Genomic DNA, 21,367 nt, shown 5'->3' on the forward strand with positions numbered 1-21,367 from the left:
GTTCGTCTTGCAGGCCAGTTCTAGCAGACGACACCCACGCTCACCGTGCGCAACGACGGCCAGGCGAGTCACCGAATCCGATCAGTCGACGCGATAGCGGCCGGCCAGCTGCGGGCTCTGTGCGTGGAACGCGGCGAGCTCGGCGTCGAACACGGCTTGCAGCAGGCCGGCGTCCTCCACGCCCGGGGCGACCACGGTCTCGCCCAGCTCCAGTCCGCGCAGGCTCGCCGTGACCACGTCGTCGGCGCTCATCCGCGGCACGGCGCTCATGTCGATCCCCTGCCGCTGGTGGAATTCGGTCGCCACCACGCCGGGGCACAGCACCTGCACCTGCACACCGGTGCCCTCCAGCTCGGCGCTGAGCGTCTGCGACATCGTCACCAGGTACGCCAAACCACCGCCGTAGACGACCCGGCGCGGCATCTGCGAGTGTGGCGCCGGCCCGCTGAAGGCGATCATGCCGGACACGTTGATGATCGTGCCGCGGCCGCGTTCCACCATGCTCGGGACCGCGGCGCGTGACAGCAGCGTGGGCGCCAGGACCTTGACGTTGACCAGTTCCTTGGCCTTGGCCGCGGGCAGATCGGCCAGCGGCATGTAGTGGGCTACTCCGGCGTTGTTCACCAGCACGTCCAGCGACTCCGCTGCCGCCAAGCCGGACACGGTGTCGATGCCGGATTCGGTGGACAGGTCGGCGACCACGGTGCGCACCGCACCCGGGTAGGCCTCGGCGAGTTCCTCCAGTCGCTCCTTGCGCCTGCCGACCGCGATCACGTCGTAGCCGTCGCGCAGCAGCCGGTGGGCGAACGCGGCACCGATGCCGGAAGTGGCGCCGGTGACCAGTGCGAGCTTGCTCATGCGGGGTTCCTTCCCGAAGTGATTGCTGTGCTTCGAGAGTGCTCCCGCGCGTCCGGCGGTACCAGCGACAGCTCTTCCTGGGACTGGCGGTACCAGGACGTTTCGCTTCCGACCGGCGATACTGGCCGGGTGGCATCCACCGAGCTCGGCCAGGCACTGAAGAACTGGCGCAACCGCGTGACTCCGGAAGCCGTGGGCTTTCCCGTCGGTTTGCAGCGACGAGTCCCCGGCCTGCGCCGGGAGGAGCTCGCCATGCTCGCCGGGATCTCGGTCGACTACGTCGTCCGGCTCGAACAGGGCCGGGCCACCGCTCCGTCCGAGCAGGTCGTCGAGGCGCTGGCCAGGGCGCTCCGGCTGTCCAGCGCCGAGCGCGAGCACTTGTTCGTGCTCAGTGGCTTGCAGCCACCCGGCCCGGACCGTGTCCCCACCCACCTGACACCGAGTGTGCAACGGCTGGTGGACCGGCTGCACGGCACACCGGTCGCGGTGTTCGACGCGACCTGGACGTTGCTGACCGCCAATCCCTGCTACACCGCACTGATGGGTGATCCCTCAGCCTGGCGTGGGCACGAGCGGAATGCCGTGTGGCGCAACTTCCATGGTCTGTCCGAGCGGGTCCGGCACACCCCGGAGTCCCGTCATGCCCTGCTGACCGCGCTGGTGGCGGATCTGCGCTCGGCGACGGGCCGTTATCCCGCAGATCCACGGCTGAAGCGGTTGGTCGCCGATCTCCGCGAGAGCAGCGACCTGTTCGTCGAGCTGTGGGACTCCGGGGTGGCCGGACATCACGAGGCCTCCCGTAAGACGATCGACCATCCGCAGGTCGGGCCCGTGACGCTGGACTGCGATGTATTGAGCGTGGCGGGCAGCGACCTGCGGATCATGGTCTACACCGCCGAGCCGGGCACCGAGGATGCCGAACGCCTCGAACTCGTCTCGGTGGTCGGCATCCAGAACCTCGTCGGCGGTCAGGACGCGACGACCGGAGTGACGTGATACATCAGGCCCGCGATCGCGCCACCGAGCACCGGGCCGACGATCGGAACCCACGAGTACCCCCAGTCCGAGGAGCCTTTGCCGGGAATGGGCAACAGCGCGTGGGCGATGCGCGGGCCGAGGTCACGGGTCGGGTTCAGGGCGTACCCGGTGGGTCCGCCGAGCGAGGCGCCGATACCGACCACGAGCATGGCGACCGCCAGTGGGCCCAGGCCGCTCGGGGTGTTGCCGAACACCAGCACCACGTAGACCAGGACGAACGTGGCGATGGCCTCGGTTGCGGTGTTCCAGCCGTAGGACCGGATCGCCGGGCCGGTGGCGAAGACCGCGAGCTTGCTCTCCGGGTCCTTCTCGGCGTCGAAGTGCCGCTTGTAGGCCACGAACGTCAGCGTCGCACCGATGAAGGCGCCGACCAGCTGCGCAGCGAGATACACGAGGAAATTGCCCGCGGTGGCGGGGACGTCGGTGGCGAAATCCTCACCCGCGACCCACAAGCCGACGGTGACCGCCGGGTTCAGGTGCGCACCGGACAGCGCGGCGGCGTACACACCGGCGAACACGCCCAGTCCCCAGCCGAAGCTGATCAGCAGCCAGCCGCCGTCGAAGCCTTTCGACTTGGCCAGCACCACGTTGGCGACCACACCGCAGCCGAGTAACAGAAGCAGCGCGCTGCCCATCGCTTCGGAAAAGAAGATCTGCCCCACTGAGCACCCCACAATTCTTGATCGGTGAAAAAGGCATGGCGAATCCGCCGCAGTAATTTCAGGCGGAAATCAGAAATACTCGAACGGCGGCGTCGAGCGGCCGCCGGTGACCGTCATGCGACGGGTGCGCGACCCTTCCGCAGGGTGGTCGTCGGCCGGGCCGACGGTGCCGAACTGGTGTCCCGGATCTCGTGTCGTCCGTCGGCGAAGCCGATGACGAACTCGTCGGCGATGCCGGTGAACAGGCCGTTCTCCACGACGCCGGGGATCCAGTTCAGTTCCGCGTCCAGCACCAACGGGTCGGTGATCGCCTGCAGGTGCGCGTCGATGATGTAGTTGCCGCTGTCGGTGACGACGGTTTCCCCGTCCCGGGTGCGCAGGCGGAGTTCCGGATCGGAATACCCGTGTTTGGCCAGTAACCGCGCGATCGAGCGTCGCGTGGATTCCCACGAGAACGGAATTACTTCGATCGGCAGCGGAAATGCACCGAGCGTCTCCACGACTTTGCTGTCGTCGACCACCGCGACCATGCGGTCGGAGGCGTCCGCGACGATTCGCTCCCACAGCAGGCACGCGCCGCCGCCCTTGATCATCGCGCCGTTGTGATCGATCTCGTCGGCACCGTCGATGGTCAGGTCCAACCGCTCGACGTCGGCCAGCGTGGTCAGTGGGACACCGACCTCCAGCGCCAGGTCACGCGTGGCGGTCGAGGTCGGCACACCGACCACGTCGAGGCCGTCGGCGACCGCCTTGCCCAGCGCCCGCACGAACCAATGCGAGGTGGTGCCCGACCCCAGCCCCAGTTTCATGCCGTCTCGCACGTAAGCGTCGATGGCCGCGGTCCCGGCGGTCCACTTGGCGCGGTCTTGTTCAGTGCGCGGTTCCATTCGTCTCTCCTGTCAGGTCCGCGAAGCGCTCGATCACGGTGTGGTTGGCGATCGGACTCCCCCATGCCACGTGCCGGTACGGCACGCCGAGAGCCTGCGCGGTTTGCGCGTCGATCTCGGTGTCCCCCACGTATATGACATCGGACGGCCTCACCCCGAGCGCGTCCAACGTGGTGCTGAGGTGGGCCGGATCGGGCTTCGACCTGGGTGTCGCGTCGATCCCGACGACGACGTCGACCAGGTCGGCCAGCCCGGTGCCGGCCAGCACGGCCCGCGCCATGTGGGTGCGCTTGTTGGTGCAGACGCCGATCTTGACGCCCGCGGCGCGCAGTGTCCGCAGCGCCTCTCGGGCATCGGCGTTGACCGTGGTTCCGGCCACCGGTTTCGCCTCGTACGCGGCGCCGTAGTCGGCCAGCACATCGTCCACATCGGATTCCTTGCCGCCGGCACGCGCGACGGCCTCGGCAACCAGCGCTCGCGCGCCGACCCCGAGCAGTGGCCGCACGTCGTCGACCGAGAGCCGGCCGAGCGATCGTGCGGTGAGCGCGACGTTCAGCGCGTCGGTGATGTCCGGCGCGCTGTCGACGAGCGTGCCGTCGAGGTCGAACACCACCGCGGACGCCGGTTTGTCGTTGTTCAGCACAGGGCCGCGGCCTCCTGGTACACCGGCCGCAACTGGTCGTAGAGCCCGCGGTGGACGGCGAAGACCTTCTCATAGGTCTCGACGCTGGCCTGCTGGGGCACGAACGTCTTCTCCACCGAGACACTCGTGAGGGCTTCGTCGAAGTCGCTCCACGTCCCCGAGCCGACGCCCGCGGCCAGCGCCGCACCGTACGCGCCACCTTCGGTCGCCCCGGTCACGGTGACCGTTTCCCGGTTCAGCACGTCAGCGAGCATCTGCAGCCACAGCGACTCGCTGCTCGCACCGCCGGAGGCCACGATCCGCTCGCACGGCACGCCTGCCTGAGTGCACACCTCGAGGATCTCCCGCATGTTCAGCAGCACGCCTTCCATGACGCTGCGCGCGAGGTGCCCCAGCTTGTGCATCGGCGTCAGACCGATCCAGCATGCCGATGCTTCCGGCGCGACGTGCGGCGAACGCTCGCCCAGCAGGTAAGGCAGGAACAGCAAGCCGTTGGAGCCCGGGGTGACTTCCTTGGCGAGCCCGACCAGCCGCTCGAACGACACGGGGTCGGTGGTGGTGGCGGGAGCCAGCGCATCACGGAGCCAGTGGAATGCGCCGCCTGCGCTGAGCGAGACACCCATGATGTGCCAGCGGCCCGGTGCGTTGCCGCACGACACCTGGACGCGGCCGCCGGGGTTCTCCGGGCAGTTGGAGGCGCCGCCGGCGACGATGCCCGCGGTGCCGATGGTGAACCCGACCGGGCCGGGATCGACCAGGCCCATCGCGGTCGTCTGGATGACCGCGTCGCCGCCTCCGCCGTACACCTTGATGCCTTCCGGGAGGTTCCAGCGCCGGGCGAGCTCCGGCAGCAGCGTGCCGGTGTCCTCGATGGACTCGACCACGTCGGGCAGCAGCGCCTTGTCGATCTCCAGCTTCGCCAGCAGCTCGTCCGACCACACGCGCCGCTCCACGTCGAACAGGCCCGTGCCGGACGCGTCCGAGACGTCGGTGATGTAGTTGCCGGTCATCCGCAGCCGGAGGAAGTCCTTGGGATTGAGGATGCGCACCGTGCGGTCGAACAGCTCCGGCTCGTGCTCGCGGAACCAGATGATCTTGCCGCCGGTGTAGCCGGGCAGCATCCGGTTCCTGGTCATCCGCAGCAGTTCGTCCAGCCCACCCACCTGCTCGGTGATCCAGTCGCACTGCGGGGCGCACCGCTGGTCGTTCCACAGAATGGCGTGGCGCAGCGGCTCCCCGGATGCGTCGAGCGCGGTCAGGCCATGCATCTGGCCGCACAAGCCGATGCCGGTCACTTCCCGTCCACCCTGCGGCAGCGACGCGGTCAACGACGCGATGGCCTCGTCGGTCGCCCGCCACCACTCGGCGGGGTCCTGTTCCGCCCACCCCTGCCGGAGGTTGATCATCGGATAGTCACGGCTGGCCTTGGCGATGACTTCACCGTTGCCGTCGACGGCGATGACTTTGCAGGTCGACGTTCCGAGGTCGATACCGATCAACATGATGCTGGGGTCCTTTCCGCGCTTCGTTGCACGGCTTCATCGCGCACCGTGGTGAAGCCTGATGTGCTTGAGGTGCAGGTACGACTCGAGCCCTTCGGGACCGTGCTCATAGCCGAAGCCGCTTTCCCTGCGGCCGCCGTAGGGCGCGTTGATGATTCCGGCGTCGACGTTGTTGATCGCGACGTTGCCGAAGTCCAGTTCCGAGGCCAGCGCGAAGGTCTCCCGCGTGTCCTGGGTGTAGACGTAGGACGCCAGGCCGCCCGGCACGCCGTTGGCGCGGGCGACGACGTCGTCCAAGTCGGTGTACGGGGCGACGCCGACGAGTGGGCCGAACGTCTCCTCCCGCATCACCAGAGAGTCGTCGGGTGCATCCGCCACGACGGTGGGCCGGACGAACAACCCGGGCGACAGGTCTTCGATGCGACCGCCACCGGCGACCACCGAGGCGCCGCGCTCCCGCGCGTCGGCGATGTGGTCGAGGGTGCGCTGGAACGTCTCGTCGATGGTCATCGACCCGACGTCGGCCGCGGGGTCCTTGATGCCGTCGGCCACCACCAGTGCGTCAGCCGCGGCTGCCAGCCCGTTGACGAATTCGTCGTAGACGTCCCGATGCGCGTAGATGCGGTTGATCGCGATGCAGATCTGGCCCGCATTGCGGAACGACCGCCGGGTGGCGCCCTTGACCGCGGCTTCGACGTCCGCGTGCTTGGTGACGATCATCGGGCAGCTGCCGCCCAGTTCCAGCGACAACGCGGTGATGCCGGTGACCGAGCGCATGATGGACTGACCGGTGGCGACCGATCCGGTGAAACCGACCTTGGCGATCGCCGGGTGGGCGACCAGGGCCTGTCCCGTGCTGCCGTCGCCGTACACGAAGTTGACCACCCCGGCAGGCAGGACGGCGGCGACGCACTCGGACAGCACCTGGGCGCAGCCCGGAGTGTGCTCGGAAGGCTTGATGACGATGGTGCAGCCGGCAGCGGTGGCGCCCGCGAGCTTCCAGCCGATCAGCTCGATCGGATAGTTCCACGGGGCGATGCCGGCGACCGGACCGATCGGTTCCTTCTCGACGATGCTCAGGAAGCCACCTGCGTCGTTGGGAATCGTGCGACCGAAGACGCGAGTGGCTTCTTCGGCGTAGTAGTGCAACGCGGTGACGAACTTCTGCACCTCACCGCGCGCCTCGTTCAACGGCTTGCCCTGCTCGCGGGTGATCGCGCTCGCCATGTCGTCGACCCGCTGCGCGCACTCGTCGGCCAGCTGGTGCAGATACTTGGCGCGTTCGGCAGGGCGGGTCTTGCGCCAGGTGCGGAACGCCTCGACAGCCGACTTCACCGCGGCATCGACGTCGTCGGCCGTGGATCGGGGTGCCACCGCGGCCAGTTCACCGGTGGCCGGGTTGGCGCGGTCGATGACGCCGCCGGAGCCGTCGTGCCAGGTTCCGGCGTAGAAGTTACGGCAGGTGATCGGGGTGTTGGTCATTCGTCGGTTCTCCTGGTGCCCTTCGATTGGTCACGGAACGAGCGGTGCATGGGTTGACGGTGCGACTTCGGGACGGCGGTCCTTCGCCGTGCGGTCGACCGAACGGGCATTCGCCCATGCTCGCATCTGCTCCACCAGCCTCTCTTCGTCGAAGGGCTGGCCCGACCCGCCGCGTGCGTCGGCCGCTGCGTGGGGCCCGGCCACGTCCGCTCTGACTCGCACCGGGGGCGGTATCGAGGCGGACGGCCATTCGTATGATGATCGGACGATAGAGCAGGGCGAGATCGAGTGCAAGACCCTTTTGCTTGCCTGATTCGCGAAGGTTCGCTCAGCCGGAGGCGCGCTTGCGGGCGGCCTTGTCGGCATCCCCCGCCAGCAGATCACTGTGGCGCATGATGCGCCGCAGGTGGTTCTCACAGGCGAATCGTGCCCGGGACGGATCGCCCGCCGCGATGGCGTCGGCGATCTCCTCGTGCTCGCGCACGGTGTGACTGGCTTCCGACGGATAGCCGGGACTCGTCCGGTACACCTTGCGCAGGAAACTGTTCACCGGGCGGATGACGAGGGAGAAGAACGGGTTGCCGCTCGCCTGCGCGAGGATCTCGTGGAACGACAGGTCGGCATCCAGAAACGTGTCGGTCCCGATCGAGGAGGACAGATTCCGGTTCGCTTCGCGCAGCGCGGTCAGGTGCTCGTCGGTACGTCGGGCGGCGGCGAACATCGCCATCTCGACCTCCAGCACCAGGCGCAGTTCCAGCAGTTGCTCGAACGAGCCCTCGCTCAGCCGCAGCAACAGCCCGTACTGGTCGGCGATCAGCCTGCCGTCGAACTCGGCCACGGTCATACCGCGGCCGGGCGAGACGGTGACCAGGCCGCGCTGCACCAGCAGCCGCGCGGTTTCCCGGACGACGGTGCGGCTCACGCCGAAGCGTTCGGCCAGTTCGGGCTCGGTCGGCAGCCGGTCCCCCACCGACAGCTGCAGGATCTCCTCCTGCAGGGTGTCCGCGAGGACTTCGGGGAGGCGTTTGCGCGAGCCCAGTTCGGATGCCATGCGCGAGATTCTATGGACGTCGCGTCCGGTGGACGATTTGTCGAGCGTCACGCGTTCGCCTCCAGTCTGCCCACCGACGGTGCCCAGCCACACCGGGAGCGAGCACGACTGCTCGTCCGGGGCTTGTTGTCGTCACGTCCATTGCTGGCTACTTCGTACGATGATATGACTAATGGGGCCGGCGTGGTGTAGGCGCGGGCGAACGTCCCTCGGAGCGGTGACCCGAGGAGGCACACAGTCAGCAAGGAAGGCAGTCACGTGAACCTGTTGTCGTATTCCGACCGCGTTCTTCCACACGATGCTGAGCAGGCGACGCTGGTCGCGCGCATCTTCGACCCGGCGTGTGGTGGCCCCTGCGTCGCCGCGATCCGCGGGACGACGGCGGTGGACCTCACGAGCGTCGAACCCACGGTCTCCGGACTGCTCGAGCGTTCCGACGCCGTGGAGATCGTGCGAACGCACCAGAGCGACAAGACCTGGCCCGTTCAGGATCTGCTGAACGCGACGCTGACGGCCGATCGCTCGCGCCCCCATTTCCTCGCCCCGGTGGATCTCCAGGTGCTCAAGGCAGCCGGGGTGACGTTCGTGCGCAGCATGCTGGAACGCGTCATCGAAGAACGCGCCAAGGGTGACTCCGCCAAGGCCGAGGCGCTGCGTGCACGCCTCGCCGAGGTCATCGCCGGCCACATCAGCCAGGTGAAGCCCGGTTCCGCGGAGGCCGAGCAGGTCAAGCAGGTTCTGGTGGAAGAGGGCCTGTGGTCGCAATACCTCGAGGTGGGCATCGGCCCCGACCCGGAGATCTTCACCAAGGCCCCGGTGTTGTCGGCCGTCGGCACGGGCGCGGAGATCGGCGTGCTGGACCGGTCCACCTGGAACAACCCGGAACCCGAGCTGGTGGTCGCGGTGAACTCGCGTGGAGTGCCGGTGGCCGCGACCCTCGGCAACGACGTCAACCTGCGCGATTTCGAAGGTCGCAGCGCGCTGCTGCTGACCGAGGCCAAGGACAACAACGCCTCGTGCGCCATCGGTCCGTTCCTGCGCTTGTTCGACGAGCAGTTCACGTTCTCCGACGCGAAGAACGTCGACGTGAAGCTGGAGATCACCGGACAGGACGGGTTCCATTCCAGTGGCGTCAACCCGGTCAGTGAGATCAGCCGGGACATCAGCGAGCTCATCGAGCACGCGTACGGGTCGCACCACCAGTACCCCGACGGCTTCGTGCTGTTCACCGGCACGATGTTCGTGCCGACCGACGACCGCGACGAGCCGGGCAAGGGCTTCACCCACAAGCGCGGCGACATCGTGGACATCTCCTCCCCTCGGCTGGGCAGCCTGGTGAACGTGGTGAACTCGGCCGAGCAGGCGCCGGACTGGACCTTCGGCATCCGTGCGCTGATGAGGAACCTCGCCACCCGTGGTCTGCTGCGGGCCACCACCGACACGGAAGCAGTCGCATGACGAAAATCGTTGTCACCGATCACACGTTCAGTGCCACCGAGCACGAAGCGGCGCTCGCCCGCGAGTTCTCCGCCGAGTTCGCCGTGCACCAGTGCAGCAGCGAGACCGAGACCGCCGAAGCGGTCGCAGGCGCCGACGTGGTGTTCGTGAACTTCGCGCCGATCACCGAGACGGTCCTGCGGGCCATGGCGCCGGGCGCGACGGTGATCCGTTACGGCGTCGGGTACGACAATGTCGATGTAGCGGCAGCTCGCGAACTCGGCGTGGCGGTCGCCAATGTGCCGGACTACGGCAGCGACACCGTGGCGGACCACACGGTCGCTCTCCTGCTGACGTTGCTGCGCAAAGTGCCGGCCTACGATCGGCGGGTCCGCGAAGAGGGCTGGTGCGCACCGCGCGATCTGGGACCGCTGCCCGGATTCGGCGAAACCACCATCGGCCTCGTCGGGCTCGGCCGCATCGGAATGGCGGTCCATGAGCGGCTTCGGGTTTTCGGCTTCACGGTGCTCGCTTACGACCCGTATGCCGACCCGGCGGTCACGGACGGCCCGCGGCTGACTGACCTGTCCGAGCTGCTGGCCGCCTCGCACGCGATCTCGCTGCACGCGCCGCTGACCACCGAGACGAAACACATCCTCGACGCCGACGCGTTCGCGCGGGCTCGGCGTGGTGCCGTCGTGGTGAACACCTCCCGTGGTGGGCTCATCGACCATGACGCGCTCGCCGATGCGGTGGAGTCCGGGCAGATTTCGGCCGCTGCACTCGATGTCGTCGAACCGGAGCCGCTACCTGCGGATTCGCGTCTGCGTGCGCTGCCGCAGGTGCTCTTCACGCCGCACGTGGCCTTCTTCTCGGATTCCTCGCTCGACGCGCTGCAACGGCTCGCCGCCGAGGAAGGCGCCCGCGCGCTCAAGGGCGAGCCGTTGCGTTGCCCGGTAGCGTGACCGCACTCGTGGAAAGGACAAGCTGGTGAGTCAGGGAATCGATCCGCGCACCGCAGAACCGGTCGGCGACCCCATCCCCGACCACACCGCCGACGAGGTCAATGCGTGCGTCGACCGCGCAGCCGAAGTCGCCGGGTGGCTGGCAGCCACGTCGAACTCGACGCGGGCGGCGATGCTGCGGGCGGTGGCGTCGGCGATTCGGGACAACGAGACCGATCTGGTCGCACTGGCCGACGCCGAAACGGCGCTGGGCGAACAGCGGCTGGTGGGTGAGCTGGCGCGTACTGCTGCCCAGCTCGACCTGTTCGCCGGCGTGATCGAGGAAGGCGCGTTCTGCGAGGCGACGATCGACCACGCCGATCCCGCCGCCGTTCCGCCGCACGGTGATTTGCGGCGGATGCTGGTCCCGCTCGGGCCGGTCGCGGTGTTTGCCGCCAGCAATTTCCCGTTCGCCTTCTCGGTGCTGGGTGGGGACACCGCCAGCGCGCTGGCCGCCGGCTGCCCGGTCGTGGTCAAAGCCCACCCGAGCCACCCCGGCTTGTCGAACCGCGTCGCGAAGGTTGCCCGCGAGGCGCTGGCACAAGCGGGCGCGCCGACCGATCTGCTTCAGGTCGTGCACGGCTACGAGGCCGGCCGGATTCTGGTCACCCACCCGGCGATCACCGCGGTCGGCTTCACGGGTTCGGTCAAGGGCGGCCGCGCGCTGTTCGACCTGGCCAGCGGTCGCGACGACCCGATCCCGTTCTACGGCGAGCTGGGCAGCATCAACCCCGTCGTGATCACCCAGGCGGCGCTGGCGCAGCGGAGCGATCAGATCGCCGCGGGTCTGGTGGGCTCGTTCACCCTCGGAACGGGACAGTTCTGCACCAAGCCGGGGTTGATCTTCGCGCCGGACGATCAGGCGTTCGCCGAAGCCGTGGCGGAGAAGGCGCAAGCGGTGGACCTCGGGCCGATGCTGGACGCCAGGATTCACTCCGCGTACCAGGAAGGCGTCGAGGCGTTGTGCAAGGTGCCGGGAGTTGCGCCCGTCCTGACCCCTGAGGCGGCGTCGGGGCCGGGTTACCACGCGCGACCTGCCGTGCTGACCGTTTCCGCGAAGGATTTCCGAGCGAACGCGCGGGCACTGACCGAAGAATGCTTCGGCCCGGTCACCGTGATCGTCAGCTACCAGGACACCGCCGAACTCACCGGTGCGCTGAGCGAGATCGCGGGCAGCCTGACCGGCACGATCCACGCCGAGCCGGGCGATCCTGCTGCCGCCGAAGTGCTGGATGTCCTGCGGAAGAGGGCCGGGCGGATCATCTTCAACGGCTGGCCGACCGGCGTCGCGGTGACCTGGTCCCAGCACCACGGCGGACCGTGGCCGGCGACGACCTCCGTCCTGCACACCTCGGTCGGCGCCACGGCCATTCGCCGTTGGCTCCGCCCGGTCACGTATCAGGACGCGCCGGACGAGCTGCTGCCGCAGGAGCTGCAGGAAGCCAACCCGCTAGGCATTCCCCGCCGGGTCGACGGCGTGCTGCAGCCGGGCAGCCCGCAGCGGTGATCACGTGGCCAGTCGTCTCCGGAGCCAGACTGGGCGCACGCTCTCCTTGATGGGGAACCGCTCCAGATCTTCCCGGTAATCCTGGCGGGACGGCGGTCGTATCCACTCCGGCTCGTCTTCGGTGAAGACCGGGTTCCAGTGAGCCCGGCCGCGCGCCGGCACCGTGTCGTCCCGGTAGAAGGTGCGCTCTGCGCTGAAATGCAGGCACCACTGGAACGGAGTGCCGTAACCCGCCTGGTAGCCGTCGGCTCGCAGGCGACGCAACGCATCCAGTTCCGGGAAGTCGGTCAGCTCCGTCTCCGTCGACTGGCCCACTGAGACGCCGTGCTCGTCGGGCGCGGACATGACGTTGCGTCGGAGGACGAGCTCCTCGTGGCGTCCCGCGGCACGGTACGTGAGCGAGACGTTGGACCACCTCGGTGGCAGATCCTGAGCGAGCACGTCCGCGATTCGTTCCATAAGAACGGTACGTTCGTCGTCGTCGAGCGGCTGTTCGTACTTGCCGTACCGCTTGGCGTTCAGCGCCGCGACCCGTTGCGGATCACGAAGCTTCGGCCAGCTCAGTTCGATCGGGAACCGGAGCTGGAAGACGTACGCGACGTCGTTGACGACCACGCGGGCAGGCGCGTTCCGTTCCAGCCAGGCGCCGACGGCGTTGTTGCGGCCCAGGATCCGGGCTGCCAGATGTTGCAGCGCGCTTTCCACGATCACCAGAACGAGCACGAAGACGACTGTCGCCAGCGCGGTGGCTGTCACGGCAAGCCACGACCAGAACCCCCAGCCACGAAGCGCCTCGTAGATGCCTGCCGGAACCGCGAAGACGACCTCCTGCACGACCTCCGCCAGGAACCCCGCGTACCCCGTGATCACGACACCTGCGGCGAGGCCGGCCACGTATCTGACGCCGCGCCAACCGCGCAGGAACGACCAGTCCACGACGAAACCGGTCAACCACCGCCCACAGGTCAACACCAGTCCGAGCGCGTTGTAGATGCCAACGGTGAATGCGGCAGGGGCATTGAATTCGGGTGCGCCGAGCGCGGTGGTGAACAAGAACGATCCGAACGCCACCACACAGAGCCGCGCTAGCCACGTCGCCAGGATCAGAACCCGGCCGAATCCCGCAACGACGGGTGCCCGCTCGGCTCGCTGTTCGCGGGGAGGTCGCAGGCGTGGCCACGGTCCGGCGAGGAACGCGACAAAGGCCGCCGCCCCCGTTCCGATCGCCAGCTGGTGCCGCGTGGTGTCGGTGACGTCGGCGAACGCCGACACCAGGTTGAGCGCGAAGATCGTGAGAAACGAGCAGATCAGCACCGCGATGCGCAACCCCGGCGAGATCATGATCGGACAGTAGCGTGATCAAACTGCCGATCGTGCGGTTCGCCGACGTGATCAGCCGAATGCCGCAGTCCCTGGCAGGCCGTGGTCAGGGCGCGCTCAGTTCGCGCCGCGGCAAGCCGGGGCCCGACAGATTGGCCGTCGCGCCCGTGGAAAACCGTGCGCCCGATCGGAATACCTCGGTGGACGAGGCGCGAGGATCAGAACGAGTCCAACTTGTCGCGGGTCTCGTTCTCGTCCGGTGCGTTGTCCGGGCCAGGGTCGTCGTCGCCCGAAAGTGTGTCGATGCCCATGCGCACCGCACCCGTCACGAAGCGCGCGGCCGAGGAAGCGGCGCCGGCACCACCGTCGTCCAGCGCGATACCTGTGCCGTCGTCGGTGAGCTCGCCGGTCCACACGCTCTTGCGTACCGATTCCCGTTCGCCGCGTGCGTGCTTGGCGTTGGTGAGATTGCCGTCCTCGTCGTACTCCGTGTCGAACTTGTCGCGCCGGTACCCCTTGCGGAAGCCATCGCTGATCTGCTCCTGGCCGTCGTACTCCTCACCGACGTAGCTGCCCTTCAAGTCGCCGAGCTTCGGCGCGCCGAATTTGTTGCCGACATAGCTGCTGGCGCCGGTGAAGAGGGCCTTCGTCACAGCGTCGCCCCCGCGCTTCCCGAGTGCTTTACCGAGGATCTTGCCGAGGACTTCCTGTGCCTTCGCCAGGACCTCGGCGACGTGGCCGAGCAGCCGGGTGATCTTCTCCACGTACCGCATGATCCGCGGGAAGGTTTGTGCCAGCTTGGCCATCACCTCGGCCATTCCCTCGGCGATCGACGCCCCGAACGTCACGATGCTCAGCGCGAGCCTCGGCGCCATGATCTTGACGGCTTCCGCGACGAAGTCGCTGATCAGCGACTTGACCACGGCTTCGACCGTCTCCATGAGGATCGCCGAGCTCTGCAACGCCTCGGCGATGCGGGCCGAGACTGCGCTGACACCGTTGATGCCGTCGGCGAATTCGGCCAACGCTTTCTTGCCGGCCTGTGACGCATCGCCCTTCCACTCCTTGAGGCGGTCGTCGGCGACCTCGACGAAGTTCTGGCCCATCGCTTCCAGGCCTGTGGCGATGCCGACGAAGTTCTCCGCGCCCTTCTTCAGCGCTGGACCGTCGCCTGTGACGTAGTGGAGCATGTCCTGCAGCGGCGTCACGACCGACAGCAGCATGTCCAGGCCGTTGCTGACCAGCCATGCGATCGGGTCGGAGGCGAAACTGGTGATCTCCCCGGCGGCGCCGGCCACGAAGTCGGTCGTGTCGAGCACAAGGTTGGTAGCCGCTGTCGCGACTTCACCAACGCCGGGAGCGTTCTCGCCCCCTTTGACCATGCCGACGACCGTCGATGTGAACTGGCCTGCGCTGCTTTCGACCGCCGATGTCGCTGACCCGAGCGGCACGGCGTTGCGGACGCCCTCGACGTACTCGGTGAATGAACGATCGGTCGACTTCAAGTTGACCTTCTCGGTCGCGTCCTCGACCTCCGCCATCAGTCATCCCCCAGTTCGGATGCAATCCGCCGGAAGCCGTCGGCGGCCTCTCGGTCGCTGGTCTCATAGGCGTCTGCCGCTTGTGCGAATTTGTCGGCGGCCCGCCGGCAGCCCTGTTTCATCTGGCCGAGCATGTCCTGCAGTGAGCGCAACAGGTCGTCGTAGCCCTGTTTGGTGAACAGGCCGACTACGCCCCACGACTCGTTGCTGACGTCTGCCTGCCCGACGAGATCGGCGAACTTGCTTACCTGCTCCGCGTAGGACGGCACCTCCCCCACGAATTGCTGCATGGTCTCGACGTCGACCGTGAATCCGTCCCCAGTCATCGGCGCCTCCCCGCGCACGGTTGCTCGCCCCGGATCCTAGGGGCCGGTGACCGGGCGAGCACGGCGATCAGGACCTTCCGCGCGCATATCAGGCCTTTCGGGTCACCCGAAGGCGGACAAAAGCGGCAGACATCGCAACGCTCTCCGTCGCCCTCGGGGCTCTCCAGTAGACCTGTACTATGTCATATATTACTATGCGGTCGAAGGCTTGCTGCGAAAGGAAGAACATTGAGCACTGACACCAAGCCCTGGCACGGAGTGATCGTCGCCTCGGCCTTGCCGTTCCGGGAGGACCTCTCGGTCGACTTCGACGCTTTCGCCGAGCACGTCCGCTTCCTGGCCGACAACGGCTGCGACGGCATCGCCCCGAACGGCTCGCTCGGCGAGTACCAGAACCTCACCGACGACGAGCGGGCCAAGGTCGTCGAGGTGGCCGTCGAGGCCGCACCGCCGGGCTTCACGGTGATGGCAGGCACCGGCGCGTACGGAGCGATGGAAAGCCGCCGGTGGGCCGAGCAGGCCGCGGAGGCCGGGGCTCACGCGGTCATGCAGCTTCCGCCGAACACCTATCGAGCCAACCAGGAGCAGGTCTTCCACCACTACCAGGAGGTCGCCAAGGCCGGCCTTCCCGTGGTCGCCTACAACAACCCGCAGGACACGAAGGTTGACCTGACGCCGGAGTTCGTCGCGCGGCTGCACCACGAAGGCCTCATCGTCGGCATCAAGGAGTTCTCCGGCGACCCGCGGCGCGCCTACCAGATCAAGGAACTCGCGCCGACCATGGACATCCTCATCGGCACCGACGACAGCGTGCTCGAGGTCGGCATCGCCGGGGCGGTCGGCTGGGTGGCCGGCTACCCGAACGCCATCCCGCAGAGCACCGTCGAGCTCTTCCGGCTGGCGACGTCCGACGACGGCGCGGACTGGGTGAAGGCTCGCCGGATCTACGTCGACCTGCACCCGCTGCTGCGCTGGGACACCAAGACCGAGTTCGTCGAGTCGATCAAGCTCTCGATGGACGTGGTCGGCCGCTACGGTGGCCCGTGCCGCCCGCCGCGCTTGCCACTGCCGGACGAGGTCAAGAAGCGGATCATCGCCGACACCGAGGCCGTGCTGGCCAAGGGCTACCGCTGACCGCACCACTCGCACACGTCGCTGGGACGTGTCCCGCCGGGTTCGCCCGGGCCGGGGCACGTCCCACACTGTTATCGACCGGGAGTCAGTCATGTCACCACTGCCCTACCTCGACCACGATGCGGTCCGTGCTGCCTTGCCGTGGGGGACGGCGATCACCGCGATCGAAGACGCGCTGCGCGCCGACGTCGATCCCGAGGCCGACGGGCCGCGCCTGTTCGCGGAGAACCCCACCGGCGAGTTCTTGATCATGCCTGCCTCGGCGCGGCACGCCATGGGCGTCAAAGTCCTCACCCTGGCGCCGGACAACCCGGCCCGAGGACTGGAGAAGATCCAAGGCACCTACCTCCTCTTCGACGCCGACACCTCGGCCCCGGTCTGCGTCATGGACGGCACGGCCATCACCAGCATTCGCACGCCAGCCGTCACCCTGACCGGCCTGCGCGCGCTGGCCGCGGCGGCGCCTGCCGGGCACGAACTACCGCAGGACCCGCACGTGGTGGTCTTCGGCGCCGGCGTGCAGGGCATCAACCACATCCGCGCCGCGCGCTGGGCGTGGCCGGACGCCCGCTTCACGGTGGTGGGACGCCGCCGCACCCGCGTCGACGCGCTGATCTCCGAGCTCTCCGACGAGGGCATCACGGTCGCGGACGGCACAGCGAATCCGGAGGCCGCCGCACGCGAGGCCGACGTCATCATCACGGCCACGACGTCGTCCACCCCGGTGGTGAAGGGAGCCTGGGTGCGCCCGGACGCGCTGGTGGCGACGATCGGGCAGCACGGTCTCGACGCGCGCGAGGTCGACGCGGAACTCGTTCTGCGGTCCGATGTGCTGCTCGAGTCACGCGGTGGCATGTTCCGCGAAGGCGGCGCGATCATCCCTGCTCGCTCCGTGGACGAGTGGCGCGAGCTCCGTCCGGCGAATCTGCGCGACGGCGTCCGAGGCGAATTCACCCGCACGCCGGGCAAGCCCGCCCTCTACGCCGGGGTCGGCATGGCCTGGGAAGACCTCGTCCTTGCCCAGGTCGTGCATCGCTCGGTCACGTCCTGATCGACAAACGACAGTGGGGTGGCCACGGCCGCGGCCACCCCACTGTCGTTCGGCTCAGTGTTCCTTGGCGTCGGCCGTGCTGTGGCTGGCGGTGAGCCAGTAGTCGGCGTTGTCGATCCCGAGTTTCTTCGGGTCGAACACCGGGTCCACGCCGGCCTTCCGTTGCTGTTCGTAGTCCCGGTAGACCTTGCGGACCACCGGCAGCAACAGCAGGATGCACACCATGTTGATCAAGCCGAGGGTGACGTAGCCGATGTCCCCCGCGGCCCACATCAGGTCGGCGGAGATGACCGCGCCGATGAACGAGATCACCAGGGTGCCGATCTTGAGCACCCACAACGAGGTCTCGTTCTTCTTCTCCTTGGTCAAGAACACCAGGTTGGACGAGGCAATGTAGTAGAACGCGACCTGGCTGGTGAACGCGAACAGGAAGATGGCGATCGCCACGAGTGCGGAGCCGAAGCCCGGGAAGACCGTGTCGATCGCCACCTGCGCGTTCGCCCCGCCGGTCACCAGGTCCGCGGACACCTGTCCGGCGTGGATGACCTCCCCTGCGTCGTTGACGACGCGATAGGAATCGGTGATGACGATCAGCAGGCCCGTGGCCATGCAGACGAACAACACGTCGACGTAGATCGAGAACGCCTGCACCAGGCCCTGCTTCGCCGGGTGGCTCACCTGCGCGGCTGCCGCACCGTAGGTGCCTTCACCGACACCGGCGACCGAGGTGAAGATCGCCCGGCGGATGCCCCACGCGATCGCGTAGCCCACGATGCCCCCGAACACCTCGTCCGCCCCGAACGCGCTCCGCATGATCAGGCCGACGGCATCCGGAATGCGGTCGAAGTTCACCGCGATGACGACCAGCGCGACCAGGATGTAGCCGACAGCCATGAACGGCACGGTCATCTGCGCCACGTGCACGATGCGCTTGGTGCCACCGATGATCACGAAGCCCACCAGGGCGGTCACGATCACACCGGTGATCACCGGGTCGATGCCGAAGGCATGCTCGACGCTGGAGGAGATGTTGTTCGACTGGATGCCCGGGACCAGGAACCCGTAGGCCGCGAACGCCACCGCCGCCGCAACCAGCGCCAGCCAGCGCATCCGCAGACCGTGGTAGATGTAGTACGGGATGCCGCCACGGTGTTCGCCGTCGATGCGGCGCTTGTAGACCTGGGCCAGGACCGACTCGGCGTACGAGCTCGCCGCTCCGATCAGACCGGTCACCGCCATCCAGAAGATCGCGCCGGGACCGCCTGCGGCGATCGCCGTCGCCACGCCCGCGATGGCACCGACGCCGACCCGGGAAGCCAGCGTCATCGACAAGGCCTGGAACGACGAGATCCCGCCGTCCTGGCCCGCCGCCCCCTTGGTGATCAGCCGGACCATCTCCGGTGCCCGGCGGATCTGGGTGAACTTGAACAGCACGGTGAAGAGCAGGCCGAGGGCCATGGCCACGAAGGCCACCAGCTCCCACCCGAAATCCGCGATCGCTTGCACGACCTCGGTGAGAGATTCCATCTGAACTTCCTCTCGCCGCACACGGCACTGTAGAGGTCCGAAGACCATGTGATGCGTCACACGCCCGAGCTAATAGTGCGTGACATATTACATGCCATACGGCGCAGATCCAGAGATGTGCGCGGCCCCACATCTAAGATGAGGTCAGCTCATCGCAACGATTGCCGAGGAATGCCTATGTCGTCCGGCTGGTCAGCGGTACCCGCGCAGCGCGTCAGCAGCCTGCGCAGCCATGTGGAGAAGACGCTGAGTGCGGCCATCATCTCCGGCCAGCTCAAGCCGGGAGACATGCTGACCGTGCCGACCTTGGCGGCGGAGTTCGAGGTGTCCGCCACCCCGGTGCGTGAGGCGCTGCTGGATCTGGCCAGCCGTGGCCTGGTGGCACCGGTGCGCAACAAGGGGTTCCGGGTCACCGAGGTCAGCGAGGAACAGGCGCAGCACATCGCCGACATCCGCATGCTGCTCGAACCGCCCGCGATGCGCCGGTTGGCCGAGGCCTTCGACGCGAGCAAGGAACCCGAGGTGCGCGCACTGGCGGACAAGATCGTCCAGGGCGCGCGCGACGGCGACATCAAGTCGTACCTGGAAAGCGACGTCGAATTCCACGGCCGGCTCACCGGGATGCTCGGCAATCCGATGCTGACCGACATCGTCACCGACCTGCGGACGCGAACGCGGCTGAGCAACCTCGAGCGACTGGCCGCTTCCGGGAAACTCGAAGCGTCCGCGGCCGAGCATCACGAACTGCTGGACGCCCTGGTCGCCCGCGATGCCGAGCGAGCGGAGGCCGTGATGCGCAGGCACATCGGCCACACCGTCGGCATCTGGGCAGGAAAGCGCGAACCCGACGCCTAGTCGGCCGGACTCGTGAGGCCTTTCACGCCGCCCGCACTACCCATTGAATATGTGACATATTACAGTCCGAGACATGAAGGGAACGGTGATGGCGGTCGACGTCGCGGTGATCGGCGCGGGTGTGGTCGGCGCCGCGTGCGCGCACGCGCTCACCGCCCGCGGTCTTCGCGTCGCGGTCATCGATCGGTCGTCCGCAGCCTCGGGAACCAGCAGTCATTGCGAGGGCAACCTGCTGGTGTCGGACAAAGGGCCGGGCCCGGAACTCGACCTGGCGCGGCACTCCCTGGCGCTGTGGCGTCAGCTGGCGCCACAACTCGCCGACGACCTCGGTCCCGCTGTGCCGCCGGTCGAGTTCGAGCCCAAAGGCGGTCTCGTGGTGACCATCACGGCCGAAGGAGCCCAGCCGCTCATCGACTTCGCGGCGCAGCAGCGTGTCGCGGGCGTCGACGCCCGGGTCGTCTCACTCGCGCAGGCCCGCGAACTGGAACCGTGGTTGAATCCGGACATCACCGCAGCGGTCTACTACCCCGAGGACTGCCAGGTGCAGCCGACGATCGCGACCGAGGCGCTCCTGGCCGCGGCCCGCCGGCGCGGGGCCGTCAGCTACTTCCACCACGAAGTCACCGGCCTCATCACGGGCAAGGACGGCCGCGTGACCGGCGTGCGGACCGACCGCGCCGACATTCCCGCAGCGTCCGTGGTGCTCGCCGCCGGGCCGTGGACGGGTGAGCTGGCGACCCGTCTCGGCGCCGGAGTGCCCGTGTGGCCGCGGCGAGGCAACGTCCTGGTCACCACGCGCATGCCACACAGCGTCTTCCACAAGGTCTACGACGGCGACTACTTCGGCGCCACCCAGTCGTCGGACGCCGCATTGCAGACCGCCGCGGTCATCGAGTCCACGCAAGCGGGCACGGTGCTCATCGGATCCAGCCGGGAACAGGTCGGGTTCGACAACTCGATGCGGGTCGAGGTCTACGCGGAGATGGCGAAGAAGGCGCTGCGCGTCTTCCCGTTCCTGGCCGATGCCGGCATCATGCGCGCCTACGGCGGATTCCGGCCGTTCGTACCGGACCACCTGCCGATCATCGGACCCGATGCGCGGATGCCCGGCCTCTACCACGCATCCGGTCACGAGGGCGCCGGGATCGGTCTGTCCGTCGCCACCGCGGAACTGGTGGCCGCGGCGATCACCGCGGACTCCCCGCGCAGCCCGCTCGGTCCCATCGATCCCGCACCGTTCGCGGTGCAGCGACCGTCACTGCAGGCCTACCTCGAGGAGGCTGCCTAATGTGTTTGTCAAGCAGCGGTAGCCGTGTTTCGCCGGTAGTCGGGTTGGTAGGGCTGGCGGGTGCGCAGCAGTGCGTGCAGGACGTTGATGCGTCGTCGGGCCAGCGCGATGAGGGCCTGGTGGTGTCGTTTGCCCTCGGCGCGTTTGCGGGCGTAGAAGGCCTTGCTGGCCGGGTCGCGCTGGATGGCGCAGAACGCCGACTGGTAGAAGACGAACTTGAGGGTCTTGCTGCCGGCGGTGGCGCGGCGCAGGTA

General features: G+C 67.9%; 19 protein-coding genes and 1 pseudogene. 8 read left to right on the forward strand and 12 right to left on the reverse strand.

The genetic code is table 11. The annotated features are described in order from the left end of the window. Nucleotides 1-81: 81 nt before the first annotated feature. A complete protein-coding gene (locus tag YWM_RS0103240; protein WP_028849500.1) occupies nucleotides 82-858 on the reverse strand; it encodes an SDR family NAD(P)-dependent oxidoreductase in 777 nt (258 codons plus the stop codon). 129 nt (nucleotides 859-987) lie between these two features. On the opposite strand from YWM_RS0103240, the gene YWM_RS0103245 reads away from it, so the two are divergent. After that, nucleotides 988-1,854 (forward strand): helix-turn-helix transcriptional regulator, encoded by an 867-nt coding sequence (locus YWM_RS0103245; protein WP_028849501.1) that lies wholly within the window; start codon nucleotides 988-990, stop codon nucleotides 1,852-1,854. Here the strand turns inward: YWM_RS0103245 and YWM_RS0103250 are convergent. The 6 genes from YWM_RS0103250 to YWM_RS0103275 form a co-directional block, all read right to left on the reverse strand. Then, a complete protein-coding gene (locus tag YWM_RS0103250) occupies nucleotides 1,827-2,558 on the reverse strand; it encodes an MIP/aquaporin family protein (RefSeq protein WP_028849502.1) in 732 nt (243 codons plus the stop codon). The two genes, YWM_RS0103245 and YWM_RS0103250, sit on opposite strands and share 28 nt — an antisense overlap. 113 nt (nucleotides 2,559-2,671) lie before the next feature. Next, nucleotides 2,672-3,445, reverse strand: a complete 774-nt coding sequence (gene rpiA, locus YWM_RS0103255; protein WP_028849503.1) for a ribose-5-phosphate isomerase RpiA — start codon at nucleotides 3,443-3,445, stop codon at nucleotides 2,672-2,674. Further along, complete coding sequence (locus YWM_RS0103260) at nucleotides 3,429-4,088, reverse strand: HAD family hydrolase (protein ID WP_028849504.1); 660 nt, start codon at nucleotides 4,086-4,088, stop codon at nucleotides 3,429-3,431. Before YWM_RS0103260 ends, rpiA begins: the two co-directional genes overlap by 17 nt. Next, nucleotides 4,082-5,590, reverse strand: a complete 1,509-nt coding sequence (xylB, locus tag YWM_RS0103265; RefSeq protein WP_028849505.1) for a xylulokinase — start codon at nucleotides 5,588-5,590, stop codon at nucleotides 4,082-4,084. The genes YWM_RS0103260 and xylB overlap by 7 nt, the downstream gene beginning before the upstream one ends. A gap of 36 nt (nucleotides 5,591-5,626) precedes the next feature. Next, nucleotides 5,627-7,072: an aldehyde dehydrogenase family protein gene (locus YWM_RS0103270; RefSeq protein ID WP_028849506.1), complete on the reverse strand. Its 1,446-nt coding sequence runs from the start codon at nucleotides 7,070-7,072 to the stop codon at nucleotides 5,627-5,629. 328 nt (nucleotides 7,073-7,400) lie between these two features. Further along, nucleotides 7,401-8,123, reverse strand: coding sequence for a FadR/GntR family transcriptional regulator (locus YWM_RS0103275; protein ID WP_028849507.1), 723 nt, complete (start codon nucleotides 8,121-8,123; stop codon nucleotides 7,401-7,403). A gap of 258 nt (nucleotides 8,124-8,381) precedes the next feature. Between YWM_RS0103275 and YWM_RS0103280 the strand changes: the two genes are divergently transcribed. The 3 genes from YWM_RS0103280 to YWM_RS0103290 are packed head-to-tail and all read left to right on the forward strand — an operon-like array spanning nucleotide 8,382 to nucleotide 12,071. Continuing rightward, nucleotides 8,382-9,581: a fumarylacetoacetate hydrolase family protein gene (locus tag YWM_RS0103280; protein ID WP_028849508.1), complete on the forward strand. Its 1,200-nt coding sequence runs from the start codon at nucleotides 8,382-8,384 to the stop codon at nucleotides 9,579-9,581. Then, nucleotides 9,578-10,525 carry a C-terminal binding protein gene (locus YWM_RS0103285; RefSeq protein ID WP_028849509.1) on the forward strand — a complete coding sequence of 316 codons (948 nt, stop codon included), beginning with the start codon at nucleotides 9,578-9,580 and terminating at the stop codon, nucleotides 10,523-10,525. Before YWM_RS0103280 ends, YWM_RS0103285 begins: the two co-directional genes overlap by 4 nt. Nucleotides 10,526-10,550: 25 nt before the next feature. Continuing rightward, nucleotides 10,551-12,071 carry an aldehyde dehydrogenase (NADP(+)) gene (locus YWM_RS0103290; protein WP_028849510.1) on the forward strand — a complete coding sequence of 507 codons (1,521 nt, stop codon included), beginning with the start codon at nucleotides 10,551-10,553 and terminating at the stop codon, nucleotides 12,069-12,071. On the opposite strand, the gene YWM_RS0103295 is transcribed toward YWM_RS0103290, so the two are convergent. From YWM_RS0103295 to YWM_RS0103305, 3 genes are all read right to left on the reverse strand, one after another. Beyond that, nucleotides 12,072-13,412 (reverse strand): hypothetical protein, encoded by a 1,341-nt coding sequence (locus YWM_RS0103295; RefSeq protein WP_028849511.1) that lies wholly within the window; start codon nucleotides 13,410-13,412, stop codon nucleotides 12,072-12,074. Between the two features lie 197 nt (nucleotides 13,413-13,609). Then, entirely contained in the window at nucleotides 13,610-14,932 is a 1,323-nt protein-coding gene (locus YWM_RS25070) for a WXG100 family type VII secretion target (protein WP_052344500.1), read from the reverse strand. After that, entirely contained in the window at nucleotides 14,932-15,258 is a 327-nt protein-coding gene (locus YWM_RS0103305; RefSeq protein WP_028849512.1) for a WXG100 family type VII secretion target, read from the reverse strand. Before YWM_RS0103305 ends, YWM_RS25070 begins: the two co-directional genes overlap by 1 nt. A 228-nt stretch (nucleotides 15,259-15,486) precedes the next feature. Between YWM_RS0103305 and YWM_RS0103315 the strand changes: the two genes are divergently transcribed. Together YWM_RS0103315 and YWM_RS0103320 are read left to right on the forward strand one after the other, a co-directional pair. Further along, nucleotides 15,487-16,392 carry a dihydrodipicolinate synthase family protein gene (locus tag YWM_RS0103315; RefSeq protein ID WP_028849513.1) on the forward strand — a complete coding sequence of 302 codons (906 nt, stop codon included), beginning with the start codon at nucleotides 15,487-15,489 and terminating at the stop codon, nucleotides 16,390-16,392. A gap of 91 nt (nucleotides 16,393-16,483) precedes the next feature. Then, nucleotides 16,484-17,443: an ornithine cyclodeaminase family protein gene (locus tag YWM_RS0103320; RefSeq protein WP_028849514.1), complete on the forward strand. Its 960-nt coding sequence runs from the start codon at nucleotides 16,484-16,486 to the stop codon at nucleotides 17,441-17,443. A gap of 54 nt (nucleotides 17,444-17,497) precedes the next feature. Here YWM_RS0103320 and YWM_RS0103325 read toward each other — a convergent pair whose 3' ends face one another. Continuing rightward, a complete protein-coding gene (locus YWM_RS0103325; protein ID WP_028849515.1) occupies nucleotides 17,498-18,970 on the reverse strand; it encodes an alanine/glycine:cation symporter family protein in 1,473 nt (490 codons plus the stop codon). A gap of 171 nt (nucleotides 18,971-19,141) precedes the next feature. On the opposite strand from YWM_RS0103325, the gene YWM_RS0103330 reads away from it, so the two are divergent. After that, nucleotides 19,142-19,825, forward strand: a complete 684-nt coding sequence (locus YWM_RS0103330) for a GntR family transcriptional regulator (protein ID WP_028849516.1) — start codon at nucleotides 19,142-19,144, stop codon at nucleotides 19,823-19,825. 73 nt (nucleotides 19,826-19,898) lie between these two features. After that, a complete protein-coding gene (locus YWM_RS0103335; RefSeq protein WP_028849517.1) occupies nucleotides 19,899-21,113 on the forward strand; it encodes an NAD(P)/FAD-dependent oxidoreductase in 1,215 nt (404 codons plus the stop codon). An 8-nt stretch (nucleotides 21,114-21,121) separates the two neighbouring features. On the opposite strand, the pseudogene YWM_RS26375 reads toward YWM_RS0103335, so the two are convergent. Next, nucleotides 21,122-21,367, reverse strand: a pseudogene (locus tag YWM_RS26375) (IS110 family transposase); the annotation flags it as partial.

The sequence above is a fragment of the Thermocrispum municipale DSM 44069 genome (assembly GCF_000427825.1).
Taxonomy (GTDB): Bacteria; Actinomycetota; Actinomycetes; order Mycobacteriales; family Pseudonocardiaceae; genus Thermocrispum; species Thermocrispum municipale.